Source organism: Stappia sp. TSB10P1A (assembly GCF_900185725.1).
Lineage (GTDB): Bacteria > Pseudomonadota > Alphaproteobacteria > Rhizobiales > Stappiaceae > Stappia.
In genome coordinates, this window is record NZ_FYAU01000036.1 from 1 (window position 1) to 24538 (window position 24538).

Annotated in this window: 23 protein-coding genes and 1 tRNA gene; 14 read left to right on the forward strand and 10 right to left on the reverse strand. The window is 67.8% G+C overall.

Features of this window, described 5'->3' with window-relative positions; genetic code table 11:
* The 5 genes from TSB10P1A_RS18665 to TSB10P1A_RS18685 all read left to right on the forward strand — a co-directional run.
* On the forward strand, nt 1-2104 hold a 2104-nt coding region (locus tag TSB10P1A_RS18665), incomplete at its 5' end, for a hypothetical protein (RefSeq protein WP_186389463.1).
* Nucleotides 2097-3128: a hypothetical protein gene (locus tag TSB10P1A_RS18670; RefSeq protein WP_186389464.1), complete on the forward strand. Its 1032-nt coding sequence runs from the start codon at nt 2097-2099 to the stop codon at nt 3126-3128. The genes TSB10P1A_RS18665 and TSB10P1A_RS18670, both read left to right, overlap by 8 nt.
* Entirely contained in the window at nt 3125-3754 is a 630-nt protein-coding gene (locus TSB10P1A_RS18675) for a DUF4376 domain-containing protein (protein ID WP_186389465.1), read from the forward strand. Before TSB10P1A_RS18670 ends, TSB10P1A_RS18675 begins: the two co-directional genes overlap by 4 nt.
* 186 nt (nt 3755-3940) lie before the next feature.
* Nucleotides 3941-4072 (forward strand): Com family DNA-binding transcriptional regulator, encoded by a 132-nt coding sequence (locus TSB10P1A_RS24015; RefSeq protein WP_208987150.1) that lies wholly within the window; start codon nt 3941-3943, stop codon nt 4070-4072.
* Nucleotides 4072-4779 (forward strand): site-specific DNA-methyltransferase, encoded by a 708-nt coding sequence (locus TSB10P1A_RS18685; protein WP_186389466.1) that lies wholly within the window; start codon nt 4072-4074, stop codon nt 4777-4779. The genes TSB10P1A_RS24015 and TSB10P1A_RS18685 overlap by 1 nt, the downstream gene beginning before the upstream one ends.
* A gap of 182 nt (nt 4780-4961) precedes the next feature.
* Here TSB10P1A_RS18685 and TSB10P1A_RS18690 read toward each other — a convergent pair.
* Nucleotides 4962-5051, reverse strand: a tRNA-Ser gene (locus tag TSB10P1A_RS18690).
* A gap of 554 nt (nt 5052-5605) precedes the next feature.
* Here TSB10P1A_RS18690 and TSB10P1A_RS18695 point away from each other — a divergent pair.
* The 9 genes from TSB10P1A_RS18695 to TSB10P1A_RS18735 all read left to right on the forward strand — a co-directional run bounded on the left by TSB10P1A_RS18695 (nt 5606) and on the right by TSB10P1A_RS18735 (nt 14609).
* Nucleotides 5606-6004, forward strand: coding sequence for a hypothetical protein (locus TSB10P1A_RS18695; RefSeq protein ID WP_186389467.1), 399 nt, complete (start codon nt 5606-5608; stop codon nt 6002-6004).
* 606 nt (nt 6005-6610) lie between these two features.
* On the forward strand, nt 6611-7720 hold the full coding sequence (locus tag TSB10P1A_RS18700; protein WP_186389468.1) for a septal ring lytic transglycosylase RlpA family protein: 1110 nt from the start codon (nt 6611-6613) through the stop codon (nt 7718-7720).
* A 90-nt stretch (nt 7721-7810) separates the two neighbouring features.
* Nucleotides 7811-9049, forward strand: a complete 1239-nt coding sequence (locus TSB10P1A_RS18705; protein WP_186389469.1) for a D-alanyl-D-alanine carboxypeptidase family protein — start codon at nt 7811-7813, stop codon at nt 9047-9049.
* A complete protein-coding gene (tmk, locus tag TSB10P1A_RS18710; RefSeq protein ID WP_186389470.1) occupies nt 9042-9737 on the forward strand; it encodes a dTMP kinase in 696 nt (231 codons plus the stop codon). Before TSB10P1A_RS18705 ends, tmk begins: the two co-directional genes overlap by 8 nt.
* Complete coding sequence (locus TSB10P1A_RS18715) at nt 9734-10804, forward strand: DNA polymerase III subunit delta' (RefSeq protein ID WP_186389471.1); 1071 nt, start codon at nt 9734-9736, stop codon at nt 10802-10804. Before tmk ends, TSB10P1A_RS18715 begins: the two co-directional genes overlap by 4 nt.
* 76 nt (nt 10805-10880) lie before the next feature.
* The gene (gene metG / locus TSB10P1A_RS18720; protein WP_186389472.1) at nt 10881-12446 is read left to right on the forward strand and encodes a methionine--tRNA ligase; all 1566 of its coding nucleotides are present in this window, start codon (nt 10881-10883) and stop codon (nt 12444-12446) included.
* A complete protein-coding gene (locus TSB10P1A_RS18725) occupies nt 12446-13246 on the forward strand; it encodes a TatD family hydrolase (RefSeq protein WP_186389473.1) in 801 nt (266 codons plus the stop codon). The genes metG and TSB10P1A_RS18725 overlap by 1 nt, the downstream gene beginning before the upstream one ends.
* 5 nt (nt 13247-13251) lie before the next feature.
* The gene (locus TSB10P1A_RS18730; protein WP_186389474.1) at nt 13252-14076 is read left to right on the forward strand and encodes an MBL fold metallo-hydrolase; all 825 of its coding nucleotides are present in this window, start codon (nt 13252-13254) and stop codon (nt 14074-14076) included.
* Entirely contained in the window at nt 14073-14609 is a 537-nt protein-coding gene (locus TSB10P1A_RS18735; RefSeq protein ID WP_186389475.1) for a regulatory protein RecX, read from the forward strand. Before TSB10P1A_RS18730 ends, TSB10P1A_RS18735 begins: the two co-directional genes overlap by 4 nt.
* A 52-nt stretch (nt 14610-14661) precedes the next feature.
* Here the strand turns inward: TSB10P1A_RS18735 and TSB10P1A_RS18740 are convergent, their stop codons facing one another.
* The 9 genes from TSB10P1A_RS18740 to TSB10P1A_RS18780 all read right to left on the reverse strand — a co-directional run bounded on the left by TSB10P1A_RS18740 (nt 14662) and on the right by TSB10P1A_RS18780 (nt 24523).
* Entirely contained in the window at nt 14662-15600 is a 939-nt protein-coding gene (locus tag TSB10P1A_RS18740) for a hypothetical protein (protein ID WP_186389476.1), read from the reverse strand.
* A 71-nt stretch (nt 15601-15671) separates the two neighbouring features.
* Nucleotides 15672-17612, reverse strand: a complete 1941-nt coding sequence (locus TSB10P1A_RS18745) for a diguanylate cyclase domain-containing protein (protein WP_186389477.1) — start codon at nt 17610-17612, stop codon at nt 15672-15674.
* A 362-nt stretch (nt 17613-17974) separates the two neighbouring features.
* Nucleotides 17975-18517 (reverse strand): GNAT family N-acetyltransferase, encoded by a 543-nt coding sequence (locus TSB10P1A_RS18750; protein WP_186389478.1) that lies wholly within the window; start codon nt 18515-18517, stop codon nt 17975-17977.
* An 11-nt stretch (nt 18518-18528) separates the two neighbouring features.
* Nucleotides 18529-19086: a helix-turn-helix domain-containing protein gene (locus tag TSB10P1A_RS18755; RefSeq protein WP_186389479.1), complete on the reverse strand. Its 558-nt coding sequence runs from the start codon at nt 19084-19086 to the stop codon at nt 18529-18531.
* 70 nt (nt 19087-19156) lie between these two features.
* Nucleotides 19157-19624, reverse strand: a complete 468-nt coding sequence (locus tag TSB10P1A_RS18760) for an HIT family protein (RefSeq protein ID WP_186389480.1) — start codon at nt 19622-19624, stop codon at nt 19157-19159.
* A gap of 155 nt (nt 19625-19779) precedes the next feature.
* Nucleotides 19780-20847, reverse strand: coding sequence for a BMP family ABC transporter substrate-binding protein (locus TSB10P1A_RS18765; protein ID WP_186389481.1), 1068 nt, complete (start codon nt 20845-20847; stop codon nt 19780-19782).
* A gap of 104 nt (nt 20848-20951) precedes the next feature.
* Nucleotides 20952-21872, reverse strand: a complete 921-nt coding sequence (locus TSB10P1A_RS18770) for an ABC transporter permease (RefSeq protein ID WP_186389482.1) — start codon at nt 21870-21872, stop codon at nt 20952-20954.
* Between the two features lies 1 nt (nt 21873).
* Entirely contained in the window at nt 21874-22953 is a 1080-nt protein-coding gene (locus tag TSB10P1A_RS18775; protein WP_186389483.1) for an ABC transporter permease, read from the reverse strand.
* The gene (locus tag TSB10P1A_RS18780; protein WP_186389484.1) at nt 22943-24523 is read right to left on the reverse strand and encodes an ABC transporter ATP-binding protein; all 1581 of its coding nucleotides are present in this window, start codon (nt 24521-24523) and stop codon (nt 22943-22945) included. The genes TSB10P1A_RS18775 and TSB10P1A_RS18780 overlap by 11 nt, the downstream gene beginning before the upstream one ends.
* Nucleotides 24524-24538: the final 15 nt, after the last annotated feature.

Consider the following 24538-nt stretch of genomic DNA (forward strand, 5'->3'; position numbering starts at 1 on the left):
GGACGGAACGTTCGACAAGACCAAGAACATCGCGTTCGAGTGCGATGTCCGCCTGCCGGTGGCGCCAGCCGCGCGATCGGTGCTGTGGGAAGACGGCGGGACCGGGATCGGCGCCGCCGTCTACATCACGAGTTCCGGACAGATGGTACTGCGGGCCGGCAGCGGCTCTCCCTCTGTGCAGGCCAGCACTGCCGACACGGCGATCCTCACAACGCCTGTTGGCGCCGATGGCAAGGTGCACAGGATCGCCTGGGACATCCGGATCAACCCCGGTCGGGTCCGGCTGTGGATCGACGGCGTCCTCATCGGCGAAGCGCACACGACGGGCGGGGGACCGCTTTCGGGCTCGGTCTATGCCGGAAGCGATTGGGGCGGGTACCTGCGGCCATCCACCGGCGACGGCAGTTTCGCGGGCGTGGCGTCCGGCGGCGTGTGGTGGAGCGACCGGGCCGGCGCCAGCAGCCTGCGGGTCTGGGTGGACCGCCAGCACGTCGCTCCGGTGACGGTGGCGCCCGTGACGACCGTTGCGGATGGATTCTTCAACAAGTCCGCGAGCATCGCGTTCGAGTGCGATGTCCTCCTGCCGACCGATCCGGCGCCGTGGTCGGTGCTGTGGGAAGAAGGGGGCACCGGCGTAGGCGCCTCCATTCATGTCGACAACGCGCGGCGCCTGGTCGCGCGGGCCGGCAACGGAAATCCGGCGCTTGTAGCCAGCGACTTCAACACGGTGATCCTGAAGCGGCCTCTCGACATGCTGCCATTCGATGGCGAGCGGCACAGGGTCGCCTGGGACATCCGGATCAATGTCGGTCGGATGCGGCTTTGGATCGACGGGGTGCTGATTGGCGAGGCGCATACCACCGGAGGCGCGCTATGGGGTGACGTCTATGCCGGCGCGGATGCCGGCGGCTACCTGCGCCCCTCATCCTCAAACGACTGGGCGGTGGCCGGCATCCCTGTCGTACCGGTCAACTGGTCGGCCCCGGCCGGCGCGAGTTCCCTGCGGGTCTGGCCGGGGTGGCGGCAGCACGACACGTCGCGGCAGTCGATGCATGTGCTCGCCCCCAGCCGCAACCCGGCGCCGTGGCTGCTGGAAGCGATGACCGGTCGGCTCAACGCAGACCCGATCCCGCTCGACGTGGTCGACCTGGACGGCGTCCTGGCATGGCGCAGCGATTGCTACGCGCAGAACTACACCTGCGACATGGTGGCCGAGGGCGAGAGCCTGTCCGACCTGCTGCGGATCATCGCGAGCTGCGGCTACGCGCGGCCCTATCAATCGGAAGTGTGGGGGGTGATCCGCGACCGCGACAGATCGGCCGAGGCGCCGGTTCAGGTTTTCTCGCCGCGCAACATGTCGAAGTTCCGGTGGACGCGCGCGTTCGCGCGCATTCCAGCCGGCCTCAGGGTGACGTGGAAGGACGCGCTCGCCCTTGGCCGCGAGAGGCAGGCGATCGTCTATCGGCGCGGCGCGGCAGGCACCGACGCGCGCACCGAGCAGGTGAGCTATGAGGGCCTGGTCGATGAGGACAAGGTGCGGCGTCGCGCCGCCTTCGACCTGGCGCAGGCGGAGCACCGCAGCGCCTTCTACGATTTCACCGCGCCGGCCGAGGCGATTCGCTGTCGCCGAGGATCGCTGATCGCGGTCAATCACGACGTGCTGACGCGGCACAGCCAGTACGGCCGGATCGTGAGCGTCACCACGTCGGGCGGCAATGTGACCGGCATCGTGCTCGACTGCACGATCGAGGTGGCCAATACGGCCGACATGCTGGCGACCGCAAACCTGCTGGCTGTCCCGGACATGCTCGACGTGGGGACGCGCACGGGCATCGCTATCCGGCGCGGCGACGGGGCGACGAGCGTGCATGCGCTGTCCACGGCGCCCGGCACCACCGACACGCTGACATTCGCCACTCCCGTTCCCAACGTGATCGTCGCCGGGCAGCCCGCGATCGACGCCGGCTGCCTCGTGGTGGTCGGCACGATCGGCCGCGAGTACCGGCGGATGATCGTGTCTGAGATCCGCAACGGCAAAGGTCTCACCGCACAAATCACGGCGGTGGATGAGGCGCCACAAATCTGGGAGGCCCTGAATGGCTGATCGCAAACTGCCTACCTCAATCTCGCCGCCGCCGGTCACGGGGGCGTCCTACATGAATGCAGTAGCGTCGAAAATCGGGATGCTGTTCGATGCGAGCGTGATGCGGCCCGTCACGCTGACCAGCGCGGGCAACGACTACACGGCCGAGGTGGACCCGGTGCTGGACGCGGACGTCGTCGCCGGCATGGCATTCTACCTGCGGCCGAGCGCTACGAACACCGGCCCGGCCCGGCTGCGCATCCACGCAGGCAACCCGTATTACGACCTGACGAAGGCGGACGGCAGCCCGCTGGCCCAGGCCGAATTCATGGCGGGAACCGTTTACCTCGCTGTGTTCATCGCCGGCGCTTTTATGATCGTCGGCGGTAGCGGCGGCGGCGGATCGGCGACGCTCGACTACCAGCCTTTCACCGCGAGCGGCACCTGGACGAAACCGACCGGCCTGAGCGCCGATGCAATGGCACTGATCGAGGCCTGGGGCGGCGGCGGCGGCTCCAACAACTCCAATACCTATCGCGGCGGCGGCGGCGGCGGCGCCTATGTCTGGCGCTGGATGCGCCTCGGCGAGCTGGGCGCCTCCGAGCCCGTGCAGGTCGGCGCCGGCGGCGTGGCAAATACGCAGCCGGGCGGCACCGGCGGCACGAGCTCTTTCGGCTCGCATCTGTCCGCCTATGGCGGCGGCGGCGGCTGGAGCGGCGGCTCTGGTGCCCAGGGTGGCGGTGGCGGTGGCGGATGGGGCTCGGCAGGGGTCAGTGGCTCCGCCAGCACCAATGGCGGCAACGGAGCGCTGTGGGGGGTGACGTTCGGCGGCGGCGCGGGGGGCTCCGGTGCCGGCGCCGCCGCCGCTTATGGTGGTGGTGGCGGCGGCGCCGGTCCTGGCGGCGGCAGTCAGCCCGGCGGGACCTCGTTGTTCGGCGGCAAGGGCGGGGGCGGCAGCGGCGAGGCCGGATCGCCCCCCGGTGGTGGCGGCGGCGGCGGAGGGCCGGGCGCACGCGGCGAAGTCAGAGTGAGGGTGATCGGATGAGCGAAGTAATGGCGCGCGCGCATGTGGTCGGCGGCATCGTCGTCAACATCATTATGGCGGGACCGGATTTCATGGTGAGTGATGGCTATCTGACCGATGCCGATGACGCCGCGATCGGCGACCTGCACGACCCTGACACGGGCTTTAGCCGGCCTCCCGCCCCGGCGCCTTTGCCGGCCGAGCTGATCGCGCTTGCGGCCGATCTGAGGTGGCGTGCGGAAGTGGGCGGGATGGAGTGGCGCGGCTGGCCCGTGCACACCGATCGGCAGAGCCAGACCAAGGTCCTGGCCGAGCACGTGGCGGTGACGAGCGGCAGCCGGCTCGACGGCGAGCCGTGGAAATTTGCAGACGGCCTGTTCAGGGAGCTGACCAACGCCGACGTCCAGGACCTCGCCCGCGCCGTGCGCGAGCATGTGCGCGCCTCCTTCGCCGCGGAGGCGGCCGTGGCGGCGGACATCGAGGCCGGCGTGATCGTCACACGGGAGGCGGTGGAAGCGGCCTTCGCGGCGCCCGAGCTCGATCCCGAGCCTGAGCCGGAAGAGGACCCTGAGCCCGAGCCGGAAGAAGACCTTGAGCCCGAGCCCGAACCCGAGCCTGCCCCCGAGCCGGACATCAATCCAGAGTAAGGAGCGGGGAGCCCGGAATGCGACTTCCGGACCGTGGGGCCTAGCACCAACCAGTCCCCCACACGCTGCAAAAACCCTCAACAGCGACCCCGCCGCTACTGCTGACCGGAACGATCGGCAGCGGGGTCTGTCTATTTGAGGTCGAGAGTGGAGTCCATCCGCTGCGCACACTGCCGGCGTCTCTTGATGCGGGCGTCCGCCAGAGCGATATCTGGTACGATTGAAGTCAAGTGCCCGCGCTGCGGGACGATCAACGCATTGAGGCCTGCCGAGCCCCAACCCGAGCGCCGCCAGAGCGTCGAGACACGAGGCTCTTGATGCACTGGCATATGCACAACGTCGACGCCCTTTCCTGGCTGAGCGAGCAGACCACGGCCGCGTTCGATGCGCTTGTTACCGACCCGCCGTACTCCTCCGGCGGGTTGCACGCGAAAGACCGGGTGAAGGACAGCGCGAACAACAAATATCTCAACACCCCAACACTCTATCCCGAGTTCGCAGGCGAGAACCGCGATCAGTTCTCCTATCTGCGTTGGTCGACGCTCTGGCTGGCAGAGGCTTACCGTGTCCTGCGCGCCGGCGCGCCGGTCCTGCTCTTCTCCGATTGGCGGCAACTGCCGACCATGACGACGGCACTGCAGGCGGCCGGCTTCGTCTGGCGAGGGGTGGTGGCCTGGGATAAGACGGAAGCGAACCGCCCGCAAAAAGGGCGGTTCCGACAGCAGTCGGAGTTCGTAGTCTGGGGCTCGAAGGGACCGTGGCACGACAACGCAGGGCCGACGTATCCGGGTGTCTACCGGGTGGCCGTCAATGCAGGAGGGCGAAAGCTGCACACAACGGGCAAGCCGCTGCCGCTGATGGAGGCGCTGGTGAAAGTGTGCCCACCCGGCACGGTCCTCGATCCGTTCGCGGGCTCCGCCACGACCGGTGTGGCGGCCGTGAGGAGCGGCCGGCGGTTCGTCGGATGCGAGCGCGAGGAGGCGTACTACGAGATCGCCTGCGAAAGGCTTTCGAAGGCGCTTTGAAGCGCGCGACGGCGGCGGCGAGGAAGGCTTAAACGGCGTGTGAAACTGTTGTCATCCGTTCTTGCGCGAAATGCCAAACGATTTTGCGCGCTATAAAGGGCCGTCCGAGCTTGTGCGAGGCCCCGACTGGAGCGAAGCCCGAAGGGCGACAGCGCGAAGGGCGACAGCGCGAAGTCAGATAATGGCGGAAGAGGTGGGATTCGAACCCACGGTACGGTCTCCCGTACGGCGGTTTTCAAGACCGCTGCCTTAAACCACTCGGCCACTCTTCCGGTGCGCTTCGTTTCGCCCTCGCGGCCCGGCTTGTCAAGCGGCGAGGCGCCGCGCAACAGCAAGGTGCGGCGCGCCGCGGCAAGGCCGGGGCCGGACCGGCCCGGCACTGTCGCGATCCGCTCCGCTTCGATCCAATCCGGGACGATGACCCGACAGAGCCCGCCGGGACAGGGTCCACTTTTGCGACGCAAGTCCACCCTGTCCTGGCGGGAGAGGGGCTTTGGGCGGGAGAGGGGCTTTGGGCCGGAGACGGTCACGGGGCAGGAGAGGGGGCAGCGGTGGGTGAGGGCTCTTCAAAAGAAAAGCCGCCGATCCGGAAGGTCGAGGCAGGGACCGGATCGGCGGCTGCGCCGTTGGTTCGGCGTCCGGCGCGGGGGCACGCGCCATGTGTTCGTTGTAGCCGGTGCCCCGATCGGATGGTGTGACCCGCATCACAGATGCGTGCATCGCGAGGGGCGGCCTGATCCGCCGGCGAAGCTGCGGCGTAACTCCCGGTATCGATGCGGGCGGGAACCCGCCCCGACGATGTCCGATGCCCGATCTGGAGACAGCCATGCAGTTTCGCACAGCCGGCGCGTTTCTCGCGCTGATCGCAGGACTTGCCGCCGCCGCAACTCCGGCGCAGGCGCGCCCTCAGCTCAACGAACAGGAGATCCGCAAGACGGTTGCCGGCAAGCGGATCTATCTGAAAGTGCCGCTCGGCGGCGAATTCCCGCTCCACTACCGCACCGATGGTCAGGTCAACGGCTCCGGCGACGCGGTCGGCCTCGGGCGCTTCATGCAGCCCAAGGATCAGGGCCGCTGGTGGGTGCGCGGCAATCGCCTGTGCCAGAAGTGGGAGTCCTGGTACGACGGCAAACAGTTCTGCTTCACCTTGTCGAAGGGCGAGGGCGACACGCTCTACTGGCAGCGCGACGACGGCATGTCGGGCCGCGCCCGAATCGGCCGCTGACACCGACAACTGACACCGGAAGCCGACGCCGGGACGGCTCATCCTGGTGCGAGAGACGCGAAAGCCGAGAGCGGAAGGGCCGCCGGATGAGGGCCGCCGCCAACCTGCGGCCCTTCCGCAACAGGTCGTGGAAAAATGCTGCCTGCGACAGACGCGCAGGTCGACCCGATCTTCACCTTGCAGTAAGAGACGGCATGGTACACGTGTCGTGATGCGCCATTTGGGGGGCAGCATCGCAACGAGACGGGTCCGACCGACAGGGCACGCAAGGCAGGCGAAAGCGACCGACTCCCCGGACAAAAGTCCTTCAACGGGCGTTGCTTTATCCAACCTTTCGTGATCACTGGCGCAGGTGGCGAGGACCCCGAGCGGTCGACGGCCTGCCAGCGGGATGTCGACCGAAGGAGCGACCCAGCGGACAGAATGTCCTCTGCGGCCGGAACCCCAGGCGAAAACCGCCGGTCAGGTATCGAGTAGGGCGGCAGAATGAATGATGGCAAGGACCCGGCGACAGCACGCCGGCACCTGAGCACCAACCCCAGTTCCGATCGAATCGGCACGGCGCCGGTTTGCGAACGCCGGTTTTCTCCGCGCGTCCTCGGCATCATGGCGGTCTCTTCCTTGTGTCTCGCCCTTGCCGGCTGCGGCTCCGCCCCGAAGACCCAGAAGGTCAAGTTTCCCGAATCGAAATACGGCGTGGCGGCGAGCCCGCGCGTCGTCTCCGGCAACCAGCCGGTGCCCAAGGGCGGCGGTCGCCAGATGGTCGGCAAGCCCTACAAGGTCGCCGGCAAGTGGTATCACCCGAAGGAAGATCCGAACTACACCTCGGTCGGTCTCGCCTCCTGGTACGGGCCAACCTTTCACGGCCGGATGACCGCCAATGGCGAGGTCTTCGACCGCAATGCGCCGACGGCGGCGCATACGACGATGCCGCTTCCTTCCTATGCGCGCGTGACCAATCTCAAGAACGGCCGCTCGATGATCGTCCGGGTCAACGACCGCGGGCCGTTCCATGGCAACCGCACCATCGATCTGTCCGAGAAGGTCGCCAGCATGCTCGACTTCAAGAGCGCGGGCGTGGCCAAGGTGAAGGTCGAATATGTCGGCAGGGCCCGCATGGACGGGCAGGACCAGAGCTTCCTGATGGCCTCCTACCGGGGTCCGGGCGCGGTCGAGCCGGGCGCCACCATGCCGGGCACGATGCTGGCCCAGGCCGATATTCCGGCTGCAAGCCCGACGGCGTCCGCGCCGGCAAGCTCCACTTTGGCAACCTCTACGGTGGCGACGCTCTCCGGTTCGGCGCCGATGCCGCGCAACCGGCCTTATGGTCCGGTTATTGCCGGTACCGGCAGCTTCGGCCAGATGGTCACCGCCGCCTTCGACCCGGCGATCGCCTTCGAGGCGGGCGCGCCGACGGTGCAGGTCGCCTCGCTTAGCACCTTCGAGAACGACACTCCGACGGAGGTCGCGCCGGCGGCATCTTCCGCACCGGTCATGAGCTACGACGGCAACACGCTGCCGGTCGTGCCGGCCGTGGCCAGCGAGCCGGTGCTGGCGCCGGGACCGGCCTATCTCGGCCAGCCCAGCACCTTCGCGCGCGGGTCTGCGATCTCGTCCTATCGGGCCAGCGCCCGGATCGAGGGAGCCTATGCGGCCTTCGACGCGATCGGCCAGGGCCTGTCGCCGCGCGAACTCGCCGCACGCCAGTCGGACTGAACAACCTCGCGCCGCAGGTAGGCTTGACCCGTCCGAGCCTGTATGTTTTCGCCATGGCGTCGACATCGGGCCGGGACGGGAGAGCGTGACATGACGGCTGCGGTTGCAGTGCGGAAACAGGACGGCGCGGGCGCGCGGCATCACGGCCTGCCGCCCGGGACCGTCGCCGCGCTGCTGGTGCTGCTCCTCGCGCTCGTTGCCGGCTTCGGGTTCGGCGGGGCGGCGGTGAAGGCGCAGGACGCAAGCGCGCCCGACACCAGTTCGGCCCTGCTGCTCGACATCACCACCGGCACTCTTTTGGCGAGCCGCAACCCGACGGTGCGCTACCAGCCCGGCTCCACCGCCAAGCTGATGACCGCCGCCGTCGTCTTCGACGCGCTGGCCAGGGGCGAGGTGAGCGAGGACACCGCCTTCACCGTCAGCGAACATGCCTGGCGCAGCGGCGGTGCGCCGGCCCGCGTCACCACCATGTTCGCCAAGCTCGGCAGCGCCGTGCCGGTGATCGACCTGCTGCACGGGCTGATCATCCAGAACGCCAATGACGCCGCCATCGTGCTGGCGGAAGGACTTGCCGGCAGCGAGGCGGCCTTTGCCGCGCGGATGAACGACAAGGCGGCGGAGATCGGCCTGACCGGCAGCAGATTCGCGAACCCCACCGGCTATGAGGCGTCCGACTCCTATGTGACGGCGCGGGACATGGCGCGGCTCGCCGACTATGTGCTGACCCGCCACGGCGACCGCTACGCCCTCTTCAGCGCGCCCGACTTTACCTGGAACGGGATCTTCCAGCGCAACAAGAACCCGCTGATCGGCGCCGTTTCCGGGGTCGACGGGCTGGCCGCCGGCTTCGCGCAAGGGGCGGGGTTCAACGCGGTCGCCTCGGCGGAGCGCGGCGGCCGCCGGCTGATCGCCGTCGTTGCCGGCCACCCGGGCGCCGACCGGCGAGAGGAGGCGCTGCGCCGCCTGCTGGACAGTCTGGAGAAGGATTTCGAGGAGGTGGTGCTGTTCTCGCCGGGCGACACCGTGACCGAGGCGCGGGTGTTCGGCGGCTCCATCGGCGCCGTGCCGCTGGTGGTGCGCGAACCGGTCCAGATCCTGCTGCCGCGCGGCAATCGCCATGCCTATCGGCTGCGGGCGATCTACAAGGGTCCGCTGCCGGCGCCGGTGAGGCGCGGCGAGGAAGTCGGCGAGTTGCGGGTGCTCAGGGACAGCGACATCGTCTATCGCGCGCCGTTGCTGACCGGCGCCGAGGCGGGCGAGGGCACCCTCACCAGCCGCGCCGCCGATGCGGTCAAGGAAACCCTGTTCGGATGGTGGCTCAATGAGTGACACGGCAATCGTTGCCGGCCATGCTGCCGGCCGAGGCCATTTCGTCACCTTCGAGGGCGGCGAGGGGGCCGGCAAATCGACCCAGATCGAGCGGTTGCGCAAGCGGCTGCACGGCGCGGGCGTCGATGTGGTGGTGACGCGCGAGCCGGGCGGATCGCCCGGCGCGGAGACCATCCGCCGGCTGCTGCTCGGCGGCCGCATCAAGGAACTCGGGCCGGAAATGGAGGCGATGATGTTTGCCGCCGCCCGGGCCGACCATGTCGACACGACGATCGAGCCGACGCTGAGGCGCGGCGACTGGGTGCTGTGCGACCGCTTCGCCGACTCCACCCGCGTCTACCAGGGGGAGGCGGGCGTCGATACGGCCTTTCTCGACCGGCTGGAGGCGCTGGCGGTGGCCGGTTGCCGGCCTGACCTGACCGTGCTGATCGACGTGCCGGCGGATGTCGGCATCGCCCGGGTGGCGGCGCGCAGTTCGGCGGGAGCCGCGCCGCAGCCGGACCGGTTCGAGACGGAGGGAGAAAACGTGCAGGACCGGCGCCGACGGATGTTCCTGGAGCTTGCCGCCAGCCAGCCGGAGCGCTTCCTTGTGGTCGATGGCATGCAGACGCCGGATGCGGTGGAACAGGAGATCTGGCAGGCGGTTTCCGCGCGCCTGCTGCAGGCGGAGGAGGAGGCGTGGCGATGAGCGATCTCGATCCGCTGCTGACGGAAGCCGATGCCATCGAGGATGTGCCGCTGCCGCGCGAGCGGGCCAGCCTGATCGGCCATCGCGAGGCGGAGGAGGAACTGCTGGCCGCCTATCGCTCGCGGCGCATGCACCATGCCTGGATCCTCGCCGGCCCGAAGGGCATCGGCAAGGCGACGCTGGCGTTTCGCTTCGCCCGCTTCGCGCTCGCCCATCCCGACCCGGCCTCCGCGGCGGTGGCCGAGGCGGCCGATTGCGCGCTGCCGGCCGGTCATCCGGACTTCCGCAAGGTCGCGGCCGGCGCCCATCCGGGCCTTCTGCATCTGCGCCGGCCCTATGACCCCAAGCGCAAGGCGAAGGACAAGATCAAGCAGGACCTGACGGTGGACGAGATCCGCCGCACGGTGCCGTTCTTCGGGTCGACCGGCGCGGAAGGCTCCTGGCGGATCTGTATCGTCGATGCCGCCGACGACATGAATGTCAACGCGGCCAATGCCTTGTTGAAGGTTCTTGAAGAACCGCCTAAACGTTCGCTGTTTCTCGTGCTCTCCCATGCGCCGGGCCGGCTGCTGCCGACGATCCGTTCGCGCTGCCGCATGCTCCACCTGCGGGGACTGTCGCGCGAGGAGGTGCTGGCCGGGCTCGGAGATCTCGGCGTCGCCGATCCGGCCGACCGGGTGGCGGCGAGGGCGGCGGAGCTGGCGCAGGGAAGCCTGCGCAAGGCGATCAAGCTCGCCGCCGGCGATGCCATCGAGCTTGCCGACAGTTTTGCCGGCCTGATGGCGGGGCTGCCGCGCCTGGATGCGGCGGCGGCGCATGAGCTTGCCGATCAGGTGTCGCGCAGCGGCGCCGACGATGCCTGGAGCCTGTTCCAGGATCTCGTCGCCGATCACCTGCACGCCCGGCTGGGCGCGGCGGGGGCAGGCGATCTGCACCGCCTTGTCAGGGTGAGCGAGGTATGGGAAAAGACCAGCCGCGCCGCGCGCGAGGCGGATGCCTACAATCTCGACAGGAAGCAGATCGCGCTCAACACCCTGCGCGATCTTGCCGAAACCGCGCGGGCTTGACGCCGGCCGCCTCGCACTCGACTTCTGGAGCGCCCATCCGGGCCACCCACCCGCAATCCGGACCCTCTGACAGGCCATGACCGATCGATCGCCCTTCTTCGTCACCACTGCCATCTCGTATCCCAACGGCGCGCCGCATATCGGCCACGCCTACGAGAGCATGGCGACGGACGCCATCGCGCGCTTCCAGCGCCTCGATGGTCGCGACGTGTTCTTCCTCACCGGCACCGACGAGCACGGCCAGAAGATGCTGCAGACCGCGCGTGCGGAAGGCATCCCGGTCCAGGACCTGGCGGAGCGCAACGCCACCCGCTTCCGCGACATGGCGGCGGCGCTCGGCTGTTCCAACGACGACTTCATCCGCACCACCGAGCCGCGCCACCACGAGGCGAGCCGCGAGATCTGGCGCCGGATGGCGGCCAGCGGCGACATCTACAAGGACAGCTATTCCGGCTGGTACTCGGTGCGGGACGAGGCCTATTACCAGGAAAACGAGACGGAACTGCGCCCCGACGGCGTGCGCTACGGCCCGCAGGGCTCGCCGGTGGAATGGGTGGAGGAGGAGAGCTATTTCTTCCGCCTGTCGGCCTATCAGGACCGGCTGCTCGCCCACTATGAGGCCAATCCGGACTTCATCGGCCCGGACGAGCGCCGCAACGAGGTGGTGAGTTTCGTCAGCCGCGGCCTGAAGGACCTGTCGATCTCGCGCACCACCTTCGACTGGGGCGTGCGCGTGCCGGACGATGAGCGGCATGTGATGTATGTGTGGGTCGACGCGCTGACCAACTACATCACCGGCGCCGGCTTCCCGGACGAGAGCAGTCCGCGCTGGCGCTACTGGCCGGCGAACCTGCATGTCATCGGCAAGGACATCGTGCGCTTCCACGCGGTCTACTGGCCGGCCTTCCTGATGTCGGCGGGGATCGAATTGCCGAAGCGGGTCTTCGCCCATGGCTTCCTGTTCAACAAGGGCGAGAAGATGTCGAAGTCGGTCGGCAACGTCATCGACCCCTTCGCCTTGATCGACCATTACGGCCTCGATCAGGTGCGTTACTTCTTCCTGCGCGAGGTGCCCTTCGGCCAGGACGGCAACTACAGCCACGAGGCCATCGTCAACCGCATCAACGCCGACCTTGCCAACGACCTCGGCAACCTGGCGCAGCGCTCGCTGTCGATGATCGGCAAGAACTGCGAGGGCCGCCTGCCGGAGCCGGGCGCCTTCACGGCCGAGGACGAGGCGATTGTCGGCCAGGCCGATGCGATGCTGGCGGGTGCGCGCGAGGCGATGTCGCGCCAGGCGATCCATCAGGCGCTGTCGGTGGTGTGGGCCTGCGTCGCCGAGGCCAACCGCTATTTCGCCGCGCAGGAGCCCTGGGCGCTGAAGAAGAGCGACCCGGCGCGCATGGCGACGGTGCTCTATGTCACCGCCGAGGTGATCCGCCAGATCGCGATCCTGGCGCAGCCCGTCATCCCGACGAGCGCGGGCAAGCTGCTCGACCTTTTGGCGGTCCCAGTGGATGCACGCGCTTTCGACCGGCTGGGAGCGAGCGGGCGGCTTGCCGCCGGCGCGGAGCTGCCCAAGCCCGAGGGCGTCTTCCCGCGCTATGTCGAGGCCGAGGCGCCGGCCGGCGGGGCGGCGTGATGCTGGTCGACAGCCATTGCCATCTGGACTTTCCCGACTTCGACGCCGAGCGCGATGCGATCATCGCCCGCGCCGGCGAGGCCGGGGTCGGCCTGATGGTGACGATCTCGACGCGGGTCGCCCGGTTCGACACGATCCGGGCGCTTGCCGAGCGCTACGACACCGTCTTCTGCTCGGTCGGCACCCATCCGCACAATGCGGGGGAGGAGGCCGAGATGCTGGTCACCACCGACGATCTGGTGCGCCTGTCGGCGCATGAGAAGGTGGTGGCGATCGGCGAGGCCGGGCTCGACTATTTCTACGACAAGGCGCCGCGCGAGGCGCAGGCGGCGGGCCTGCGCCGCCACATCGCCGCCGCGCGCCAGACCGGTCTGCCGCTGGTCATTCATTCGCGCGATGCCGACGAGGACATGGCCGCGATCCTGCGGGACGAGACGGAGAAGGGGGCCTTTCCGGCCCTGCTGCACTGCTTCACTTCGGGTCGCGACCTTGCCCTGACCGGTATCGAGCTGGGGCTCTATGTGTCGTTTTCCGGCATCCTGACCTTCAAGCGCTCCGAGGAGCTGCGCGCGATCGCCGCCGAGCTGCCGGCCGACCGGCTCTTGGTGGAAACGGATGCGCCCTATCTTGCGCCGCAGCCCTGGCGCGGCAAGCGCAACGAGCCGGCCTATGTCGCCCATACCAACAAGGTGCTGGCGGAAACGCGCGGCGTCAGCGAGACGGAGATGGCCCGCCAGACCACGGAGAACTTCTTCCGCCTGTTTTCGCGGGTGCCGCGCCACCTGCTGCCGGAAAGCTGAGACCGATGGCCGGCGGCGGCAGGCTCGACTTCACCATCCTCGGCTGCGGCTCCTCGGCCGGGGTGCCGCGCGTCGGCAATATCTGGGGCGACTGCGACCCGAACGAGCCGCGCAACCGGCGCATGCGCTGCGCGCTGCTGGTCGAGCGCAAGGGGCCGGACGGTACCACCCGCGTGCTGGTCGATGCCGGGCCGGACCTGCGCCAGCAATTGCTGGACGCCCGCGTCGCCGATCTCGACGCAGTGCTGCTGACCCATTCCCATGCCGACCACCTGCACGGCATCGACGACCTGCGGCCGCTGGCGATCACCCATCGCAAGCTGATCCCGGTCTATATGGACGCCTTCACCTCGCGCCGCGCCCATGACCTGTTCTACTACGGTTTCGCCACGCCGCCGGGGTCGAGCTATCCGCCGATCCTGCGCGACATGCGCATCGTGGACGGCGAGGCGGGGGTGATCGACGGGGCGGGCGGGCCAATCCCGTTCCTGCCGCTGGAAGTGCCGCACGGCGATATTCCCGCGCTCGGATTCAGGTTTGGAAACGTCGCGTATCTCCCTGATGCGAAAGATATTCCACCGAGCGTTCAACCCGGGTTCTCGGGGCTCGACACCTGGGTGATCGACGCGCTGCGCCGCACGCCGCACCCTTCGCATTTCTCCCTGTCGGAAGCGCTCGACTGGATCTCGCGCCTGCAACCGCGCAAGGCGATCCTCACCAACATGCATGTCGATCTCGACTACCGCACGCTGGAAGCGGAACTGCCCGAGGGCGTGGTCCCGGCCTATGACGGCCTGCGGTTTTCGGCCAGCCTCGACGCCGCGCCATGACGCGCGCCGCCCGTCCGCCGACCGAGGAGCGGCTGATGAAGGCGGCGCTCCACTATCTCGACCGCTACGGCTCCAGCCGCGAGAACCTGAGACGGGTGCTCGAGCGCAAGGTGATGCGCGCGGCCCGCGAGCTCGATCTCGATCCGGCCGGGTTCAGCGACATGATCGAGGCGGTTGTGGCCCGCTGCGCCGCATCGGGCCTGGTCGACGACCGGCTGTTTGCGGAGGCGCGGATCGCCTCCGAACGCCGCAAGGGCCGCTCGGCCCGGCGGATCGGCGCGGTGCTGGCCGCCAAGGGTATCGAGCAGGAACTGGCCGAACAGCTCATCGCGAAAGAGGAAAGCGACGACCTTGCGGCGGCCTGCATTGCCGCGCGCAAGCGGCGCTTCGGTCCCTGGCGGCGGGGCGACGGGGACCCTGATCGGCTGCGCAAGGAGATGGCGGCGCTGTGCCGGCAGGGATTTTCGCTGGCGGTCGCGCGCAGGGTCGTGGAGGCGGGGGATGCCGCCGAGTTGCAAGAGGAGCAGGGGTAGAGCCCGGCAACAGGCGAGGGAAGGGGGCTGCCCCCTCCTCTGTCCAGCCGTGTCAGCCCTGCCCGCAAGCCCGCAGCAGGCTGCCGATCGCCCTGGACGAGCCTTTCAGCGTGACATTGCGCAGATGCTCCAGCGAGCCGCCGAGATGCAAGTCCATCCCGCTTCCCCGCATCATCGCCGCGAAGAGCGGCTCATCCGGCGCGAAGGTCGGGGACTGCAGCACGCGTGCTGTTTCCTCGATCATGAAGGCAACCGGCGTCGGCTGGCCACGGTCGACCTCGATGTCGATCTCGATCCGCCCTTGAGGCTTTGCAAGGTCGCGAGCATGCTCGCTGACCGAGCCGCCGTCCTCCCACAGCCATGTCGGTCCGTATTCGATGCGCAGCGCACCGCCGTCACAAACCAGGCGCAGGCTGTCGCCATCGATGGTCGCCAGCATGGCGGAGGGCGAGGGGGACGCGGTGAAGAACCAGCGATCGCGCGGTTCTTCCTCCAGCGCAACAACCGCGCTGCCGGACAGCGCATAGCGCCGGAAGCAGGTCTCGGCACCGGCACGCCCGCAGGAGCCACCGTGCAGCACGGCGAGAAAGCTGCCCTGCAAGGGGCGATCGAAGCGCAGTTCGTAAGCGAGAAACTCGCCGACCATCTCCGGCGCGCCGCCGGAACGGCCGAGATAGATCTTCTGGGTGCATCCAGCCGAGCCGCAGAACATCATCCGGCTGCCGTCGCAGGAGAGCCGCCCGTAATCGACCAGAATGTCGGGCAGGGCATTGCCGTCGACATCGACCGAGGTCGCGAAGCCGTCGAGAAACTCCAGCAGCGGGCCGCAGGTCTGCGCGAGCTCGGCGCGCTCCCTCTCCAGGACCGCGCCGATATCTGCGTCGATCTCCGTGCGGGCGGTGGCAGCTCCAAGAGACAGGGCAAGCGACAGGAGGATGACGGATAGGGCATGCGCTGGCCGCGCGAAAAACCTCTCAAACGGCAAAGGCATGAACGAACCTCCAAGCGTGACGACCCAGGGTAGCCGCACCCGGCAATCCGGAACAAGATCGCCGGCCGGTGCTATCCGTCCTGCGGGCCGCCGAGAATGTCCTCGCCAAAGACCGCGATGCGACCGCGCCCCAGCGCCTTTGCCCGGTAGAGGGCCTTGTCCGCCCGCCACATATGGTCGTCCGCCCCATGGGTTCCGCTGGTGATCAAGGCAACGCCGACGCTGATGCCGATGACGATGCTCTGGCCATGGACGTCATAGGGCGCGCAGACGGCGGCGATCAGCCGTTCCGCCAGGGTTCTGGCTGCCGCCGGCTGCGCCGCGCCGTGCTGCAGGATGGCGAATTCGTCGCCACCGATCCGCGCCACCAGATCGACCTCGCGCACGCAGCCGGAAAGCCGTCTGGCCACCTGCCGCAGCACTTCGTCGCCGGCCGGATGCCCGAGCGTATCGTTGACCTGCTTGAAGAGATCGAGGTCGAGCGCGAGGAGGGCGCTGGTCACCCCGCGCCCGGCGGCGGCCGCCGCCAATTGCAGCCGCTCGTGCAGCAGCACCCGATTGCCGAGCCCGGTCAAGGCGTCATGGGTCGCCATATGGGCAATCTTCGCCTCGTCCTGCTTGCGCGCGTCGATATCCTCAAGCACGCCTGCCCACTCGATCACCTGACCGGCGTCGTCGAGCACCGGGCCGCCGCGATCGCGGACCCACAGCCAACGGCCATTGGCGACGCGCAGGCGGAACTCGATGTCGAAGTAGTCGAGCCTGCCCTCTTTCTTCTGGCCGATAGCCGTCATCACCCGATCCCGATCGTCCGGGTGAACCTGGTCGATCCAGGCGGTTCCCAGCGCCTCGCTGTCCGCCCTTCCTGTCAGCGTCTCCCATCCTTCCAGCGACAGGAGATCGCCGGCCTTTGACCAGCGCCAGAACACCAGCGCACCGGCGTTTGCGGCGGTGCGCAGACGGCGCTCGAGCGTGCGGCGGGCCGCTTCCGCCGCCTCGAAGCTGACGCGCGCGACCTCGAACTCGCGGATCGTCGATTGCGGCAGGGCCTCAGGCGGCGTATCGCCTCGGCCCTCGCTTCTGGCGATCGCCAGGCTGCGTGCGGCAAGAGCCTGCACGGGTCGCCGGATCATCTGTCCGATATGGATCGCGACGACGGTCGCCAGGACGGTCGCCAGCACGGAGCCGAGCAGCAGACCCACCAGTGGGGTATGCCAGCGCGCGTTGAACACCTCCAGCGGTTCGGCGACCACGGCAGTCCAGCCGGGCGTCATCTCGATGCGCTGAAAGACCATGACGGTGCTCTGGCCCTCGGTCGTCATCGCTTCGAAAGAGCCGCTGCTGCCGGAAATGGCCTGGAGCTTGTCCCAATCCGGAGCCTTGAGGCCAACGGCATTTTCCGCGTCACGGGAGCGGGCAAGGATCCGGCCATTGCCATCCGCGACCGCGATCAGAATGCCGCTCACCCGCTCGCGGCCATATTGGAGAGTGCGAATAAGCTGCGAGGGCGAGAGCGACAGGACAAACACGCGTTCGCGCTCGTCGCTCTCCGCTGCCGACGGTATCGCCAGATGGATCCGGTGGTCGGACAATCTGGAGCCGAGCACGAGGTTGGAAACGACCGGAGCCTGGCGGTCGAAGGACAGGCGCGCGATGGCCAGAACCTGCTCCGAGGCGGAAGCCATCGGGCGCCGGCCCTCGAACTCGATGATCTGGACTTCGCCGGTGAGACCGATGCCCGCATAGGGGCTGGCCTGAAGCCTCAGGCGATCACTGCGGTCGTCCGGCGTCCAAAGCGTTGCGAAGGTGCTGAGGACCGTGAAACGGCTCTCCAGTTCCGCCTCGATTGCGCTGCGAATGGTGAGCGCGGTCTCGGCGAGACGCGCGGTTGCCGTATCCCTGTAGGCCTCGCCGGTCCGCCATGCGGCATATCCCGAGATCACGAGAATGGGGATCAGACACACCAGCATCAACACGATGAGATAGGTGTTGATGCCTGCACGCCCAGGCATGTCCTGCTTGTTCAATGCCAACGGATCAGACCCCGCGAAACCCGCTCGTTTCGAAGATACATAACTACAACTGCACATGGATGTCTCGGCAGTTGCGGGGATCGCGGCGAATTAATTCACGCAGCGTTTTCCTGTGCCGGGGGGATCGGCTCGCACGGCGCGCCATGCCTTACCGGCACCAATAAAAAATATTCCATAATATATCTTATGCGAATTAGCGATGTGAGGGTTGGGATCGGGCAAAGGCTCGCCTCGCGCTCCCCCGGCTCGGCGCTGTCTGGCTGTTGCGAGCCGATATTGCCGTGCCGACGAACCGCCTGGGCAATCTGCCGGCCATGACGCTGCCCGATCAGCAGCGAAGCTCAGGCCGGCGTGCGCTCGTCAAGCCGCCGGTACATGTAGGTCGTGGCGTGCCGCGCTCGTCCGTCCGGGTCGAAGGCATAGTCCGGGATGGTGCCGGCGATCTCGAACCCGACGGAGGCATAGAGAGGCTCGGCGACGTCGCCGGTGCGCGTGTCGAGCGTCACCAGCGTCTTGCCGAGCTCGCGCGCACGCTCCAGAACACGGGTCATCAGCGCGCGGCCGATACCGAGGCGTCGTGCCTGCGGATGGACGATCATCTTGGCGATCTCGCAGCGATGCGGCTGATTGGGCGGCATGGCCGTGAGAAGCTGCACGGTCCCGATAAGGGCGCCGTCGCGCCGCGCACCGAAAACCGTCCGGTGCCCGGCCTCTACTTCCGGACGCACAGTCTCCAGCCAGAACCGGGCGGCCTCGTGCGCGGACACGGGCGCCATGAAGCTGATGGCCGCCCCGTCGGCGACACTGTCGATGAGAATGCGCGAGAGCGCGGCACTATTTGCTTCGATGGCGGGGCCATCGAGTTCGAGGATCTGCGTTTCCATATGGGGAGCCCTCAGGCCAGCGCGATCAGGTAGCGCGCGGAGTGTTTGCCAGTTTCGAAGCTTGACGCCCCGAACAGCCGGTAGCGCAGGCAGTCGCCCGGCCGCAGCTCGTACCGTTCACCGTCGACGGTGAGCGTCAGCGCTCCGTCCAGCAGGACAAGGTGGTGTTCGTGCCCTGCAACAGCCGGTCGTTCATAGGAGATGCGCTGGTTGGGCGTGATCTCGCATTCGATCATTTCCAGCTTCAGGCCGCTGGCGGGCGGCGACACCGACCGGCGGACGAAACCGCCGTCCGGATCCGACCAGATGCCCTGCTCCGCGCGGCGAAGCAGCGGCGGAAACTCCGGCTCCAGCGGGGCCAGAAGCTGGGACAGCGGCAGGCCGAAGGCCGATGCCAGACGGCCGAGCGTCTCCGCCGTTGGGCTGACGTCCGCGTTCTCGATGCGGGAGAGTGTCGCCCTGCTGACCCCACTGCTGTCCGCAAGGTCCTGAAGCGTCAGGCCCCTCTCCGTTCTCAGCGACCGGAGATGGTCGGCCAGGGCTTGGTTCTGTCGTTCGTTTCCATCCATATTCGGGAATATATCCCAAATATGGACAAAGTCAATGGTTCCTGTTCGGCTGCGGGAAGGGCCTCCAGTCTCACGCCTCCCTGCCCTGTGCCTCGTCCCGTTCCAGAGCTCCCCTAATCTCCCGTGCAACCTCGGCCAGTTCCGCAGGCGGCGGGCTCGGGATCGCGGCGAAACTCAGCGTCTCCTCGCGGATGTAACGGCGCGAGGTAATGTCGGTCCCCTCCACCATCGGCACCAGATGCGCGTGGGCATGGGCGATGTCGCCGCCGGAAAACAGGAACGCCACGCGCGGAACGCCATAGAGCCGCTTCTGTACGCGGGCGATCTTCTGGCCGAGCGCGAGAATGCCGGCGGCGAGATCTTCCGGCAGCATCTCGAAATAATCGTGGTGGGCACGCGGGATGATCTGCACATGGCCGCGGCGGATCGGCCCGATGTCGAGGAAGGCAAGCAGGCGGTCGTCTTCGTGGACGACATGCGGGCGGATATCGCCGCGCGCGAACTTGCAGAACAGGCATTCCGATATCTTGTGAGTCATGTGGTCCACCGCCCTCCCGCCAACTCCAATTCCAAGGCGCATTCTATCGACGCGGAGCGCTGGCGCAGCAAGGCACTTGTGCCTGCAAACGAAAAGGGCCGGAGGATTGCGCCCCCGGCCCTCACCTTTCGCACAAGGCGAAACGCAGTGCAGCCTTACTGCGGCAACTGGTCGTCCAGACCCTTGACGTACCAGTTCATGCCGAGCAGGACGCCATCATCGAGGATGATGCCGTCGCCGACAGCCTCGCTGCCATCCTGCTTGTAGATCGGGCCGGTGAAGGGATGGAATTCGCCCGAGCGGATCTTCTCGGCCATCTCGGCCGCATCCTTGGCGACATCCTCCGGCACGTTGGTGTAGGGCGCCATCACCACCATGTCGGCGGCAAAACCGCCCCAGACATCCTCGCTCGTCCAGGTGCCGTCGAGCACGGCCTGGACGCGGCGGATGTAATAGGCGCTCCAGTCGTCGACGATGGCGGTGAGCTGGGCCTTCGGCGCGAAGGCGATCATGTCGGACGCCTGGCCGAAGCCGATCGCGCCGCGCTCCTCGGCCACCTGCAGCGGTGCCGGACTGTCTGTGTGCTGGGCAATGACGTCCGCGCCCTGGTCGAGCAGCGCCTTGGCGGCATCCGCCTCCTTGCCCGGATCATACCAGGTGTTGACCCAGACGACCTTGATCTTGAAGTCCGGGTTCACCGACTGCGCGCCGAGCATGAAGGAGTTGATGCCGCGCACCACTTCCGGGATCGGGAAGGAGGCGATGTAGCCGGCGGTGCCGGTCTTCGACATCTTCGCCGCCATCTGCCCGATCACGTAACGGCCTTCATAGAAGCGGGCCGAATAGATGGAGACGTTGTCGGCGCGCTTGTAGCCGGTGGCGTGCTCGAACTTCACGTCCGGGAACTTCTGGGCGACCTTCAGCGTCGGGTTCATGAAGCCGAAGGACGTGGTGAAGATGAGCCCTGCCCCGTCGCGCGCGAGGCGCTCGATGGCGCGCTCCGCATCCGGACCTTCCGAAACGTTCTCGATATAGACGGTCTCGACCTTGTCGCCGAACTCCTTCTCGATGGCGAGACGGCCCTGGTTGTGCTGGTAGGACCAGCCATGATCACCGATCGGGCCGACATAGATGAAACCGATCTTCAGCTTGTCGGCCGCCTCGGCACCGATCACGCCGAAGCCGAGCAGCGCGGCCGCCGCCAACCCCAGTATTTTCTTCATTTCCTGCTCCTGTCCCCTGTTTCAGCCCCGCCGGACGTTTGCCGGCTGTCAATATGGCAGGCGGCGGATGGGGCTGCCCCGTCCCGCGCCCGCTGTTCAGCGCATCACCGGTCCGGCACGAACGGCCTGCCGAGGCAGGCCGGCGTGTTGATACGGGTCAGGATACGGTTTCGCGAGATGATCACAAGCACGGCAATCGTCGCAGCATAGGGCAGAGCCGAGAGGAACTGCGAGGGAATGCCGAACCCGTGCGCCTGCGCATGAAACTGCATGATTCCGACCGCGCCGAACAGATAGGCGCCGGCCAGCAGCCGCAACGGCCGCCAGGTGGCGAAGACGACGAGCGCCAGCGCGATCCAGCCGCGCCCGGCTGTCATGCCCTCGATCCATTGCGGCGTGTAGGCCAGCGACAGATAGCCGCCGGCAAGCCCGGCACAGGCGCCGCCAAACAGCACCGCGAGGTAGCGCACCTTGCGTACCGAGACCCCGAGCGCATGGGCCGAGCCGTGGTTGTCGCCGACCGCGCGGATGACGAGCCCCACCCGGGTGTGAAACAGCACATAGGTGACGGCGGCGACAAGCGCCAAGGATATGTAGACCAAGAGGTCCTGACCGAACAGGATCCGCCCGACCACCGGCAGATCGCTCAGCACCGGAATGTCGATCGCCTGCAGCCGGACGCCCGGCCGGCCGACAAAGGCCTCGCCGATCATCCCGGCAAGACCGAGGCCGAGCAGCGTCAGCGCCAGACCCGTCGCCACCTGATTGGCAACGAGGTGGATCGTCAGGAAGCCGAACAGGAGGGCCAGCGTCATGCCGGCAAGCATCGCGCACAGGGCGCCGGCATAGGGAGAGCCGGTCGCCTGGGCGGCGGCAAAGCCCATCACCGCGCCGAGGATCATCATGCCCTCGACGCCGAGGTTGAGGACACCCGAGCGCTCCACCACCAACTCGCCGATGGCGGCCAGCAGCAGCGGCGTCGCGGCGGTGATAACGGTCAGGAGGATGGCTTCGAACATGCCCATGTCAGGCCCCCTTCCCCGTCGCCGCCGGCCCGCCGAGCCGGATGCGGTAGAGTATCAGCGTGTCGCAGGCCAGCACGTAGAACAGCAGCATCCCCTGGAACACGCGGGTGGTCTTGTCGGAGATGCCGAGCGCCACCTGGGCCGCCTCGCCGCCCAGATAGGACAGCGCCAGCAGCAGCCCCGAGAACAGGATGCCGATCGGGTTCAGCCGTCCGAGAAAGGCCACGATGATCGCCGTGAAGCCGTAACCGGGGGAAATCACCGGTGTGAGCTGGTTGATCGAGCCCGACACTTCGCTGATGCCGGCAAGGCCGGCAAGGCCGCCCGCCAGCAGGAAGGCGAACCATACCATCCGGTTCTGCGAGAACCCGGCGAAGCGCCCTGCCCTCGGCGCCTGACCGAGGACGCGGATCTCGAAGCCCTTTCGCGTCTTCATCAGCACCACGGCAAGGGCCGCCACCGCGATCAGCGCGAAGATGGCGCCGACATGCATGCGCCCGTCGGCCAGCGCCGGCAGGGTCGCCGCAGCGGTGAACATACGGCTTTCGGGAAAGTTGAAACCGGCCGGATCGCGCCAGGGGCCGCGCACCAGCCAGTCGAGCAGAAGCTGCGCGATATAGACCAGCATCAGGCTGGTGAGGATCTCGTTGGTGCCGAAGCGCACCTTGAGAAAGGCCGGGATCGCGGCCCAGGCCATGCCGCCGGCAACGCCCATCAGCAGCATCAGGGGCAGGGTCAGCGGGCTTTCGAAGCCCGCGAACAGGATCGGCAGGATCGAACCGGCGAGAGCTCCGGCCGTGAACTGCCCCTCGCCGCCGATGTTCCAGGTGTTGGAGAGGTAGCAGACGGCAAGGCCGACACCGATGAGGATCAGCGGCGTCGCCTTGACCACCAGTTCCTGCAGCGACCAGGACGCGGTCAGCGGATCGATGAAGAAGACATAGAGGGCGCGCGCCGGATTCTGCCCCAGCGCTGCGAACAATATCGCGCCGCTGACCAGCGTCAGGGCGAGTGCGATCACCGGCGACAGCAGCGCCATCGCTGCCGAATGCTCGGCGCGCTTTTCCAGCTCAAGCCGCATGGGTCGCGCCTCCCTGCCGGTCTTCCATCCCGCCCATCAGCAGGCCGATGCGCTCGCGCGTCATGGTCTCCGCCGGCTCCGCCTCCGACAGGTGGCCGCGCGAAATGACGGCGATCCGGTCGGCGATCTCGAAGATCTCGTCGAGATCCTGGCTGATCACCAGCACCGCCGAGCCCTGCCGGCTGAGATCGATCAGTTCCTGGCGGATCAGTGCCGCCGCGCCGGCATCAACCCCCCAGGTCGGCTGGTTCACCACCAGCACGCCAGGTTGCCGGTCAAGTTCGCGGCCGATGACGAATTTCTGCAAGTTGCCGCCGGAGAGTGCCCGCGCCTCGGCATCGTCATGCGACATGCGCACGCCGAAATTGTTCTTGATGCGCTTTTCAAGCTCCCCGGCCCTGTCCGTATCGACGAAGCCGCCGCGCACGAGGCCGTCGCCGGTGGAATGGCGCGTCAGGACGATGTTTTCCGACAGCCGCAAACCCGGCACGGCGCCGTGCCCGAGCCGCTCCTCCGGCACGAAGGCGGCTCCCGCCCGCCGACGCGCGGTGATGCCGCTGCGGCCGGCCGCCTGGCCGTCGATCTGGACGCTGCCGGAGGAGGACAGCCGCTCCCCGGAGACGAGATCGAAGAGTTCGCCCTGCCCATTGCCGGCGATTCCGGCGATCGCCACCACCTCGCCGCCGCGGACCTGCAGGTCGACAGTGTCGATGGCAACGGAGAACGGTCCGTCCGCCGGCGCGGAAAGCCCCCGCAGCTCCAGCCGCACGGCACCGGCATCCGGGCGGGGGCCGCGCTTCAGGTCATGCACCGCGCTACCCACCATCATCCGGGCCAGCGAGGCGGCGGTCTCCCGTGCCGGGTCGCATTCGGAGATGACCTTGCCGTGCCGCATCACGGTGGCGTGGTGGCAGATCCGCTTCACCTCTTCCAGGCGGTGCGAGATGTAGAGGATCGCGCAGCCTTCAAGGGTCAGGCGCTCCAGCGTCAGGAACAACTGGTCGGCCTCCTGCGGCGTCAGCACCGAGGTAGGCTCATCCATGATGATCAGTTGCGGTTCCTGCAGCAGGCAGCGGACGATCTCGATGCGCTGACGGATGCCGACGGGCAGGTCGGCGACGATCGCCTGCGGATCGAGCGTCAACCCGTAGTCGCGCGAGACCTCGCGGATGCGCGCCGACAACTCGCGCATCGCCGTGCCTCGTGGCAGCGCCAACGCGATGTTCTCCGCCACCGTCAGCGCCTCGAACAGGGAGAAGTGCTGAAACACCATGCCGATGCCCAGCTTGCGGGCCTCGGCCGGAGAGGCGATGGTCACCTCCCGTCCCTGCCAGTGCAGCGTGCCGCCATTGGGCTCGAGCGCACCGTAGAGGATCTTGACCAGCGTCGACTTGCCGGCGCCGTTCTCGCCGAGCAGGGCGTGGATCTCGCCGGCACGCAGGGCGATCGAGACGTCGTCATTGGCAAGGATGTCGCCGAAGCGCTTGGTGATGCCGCGCGCCTCGAGCAGGATGTCGCCCTGCCGGTCACGGCCGATCGCCGGCGGGTCTGTCGGTGTCGTGGCTGTCATCGCTTCCCCCGGCGC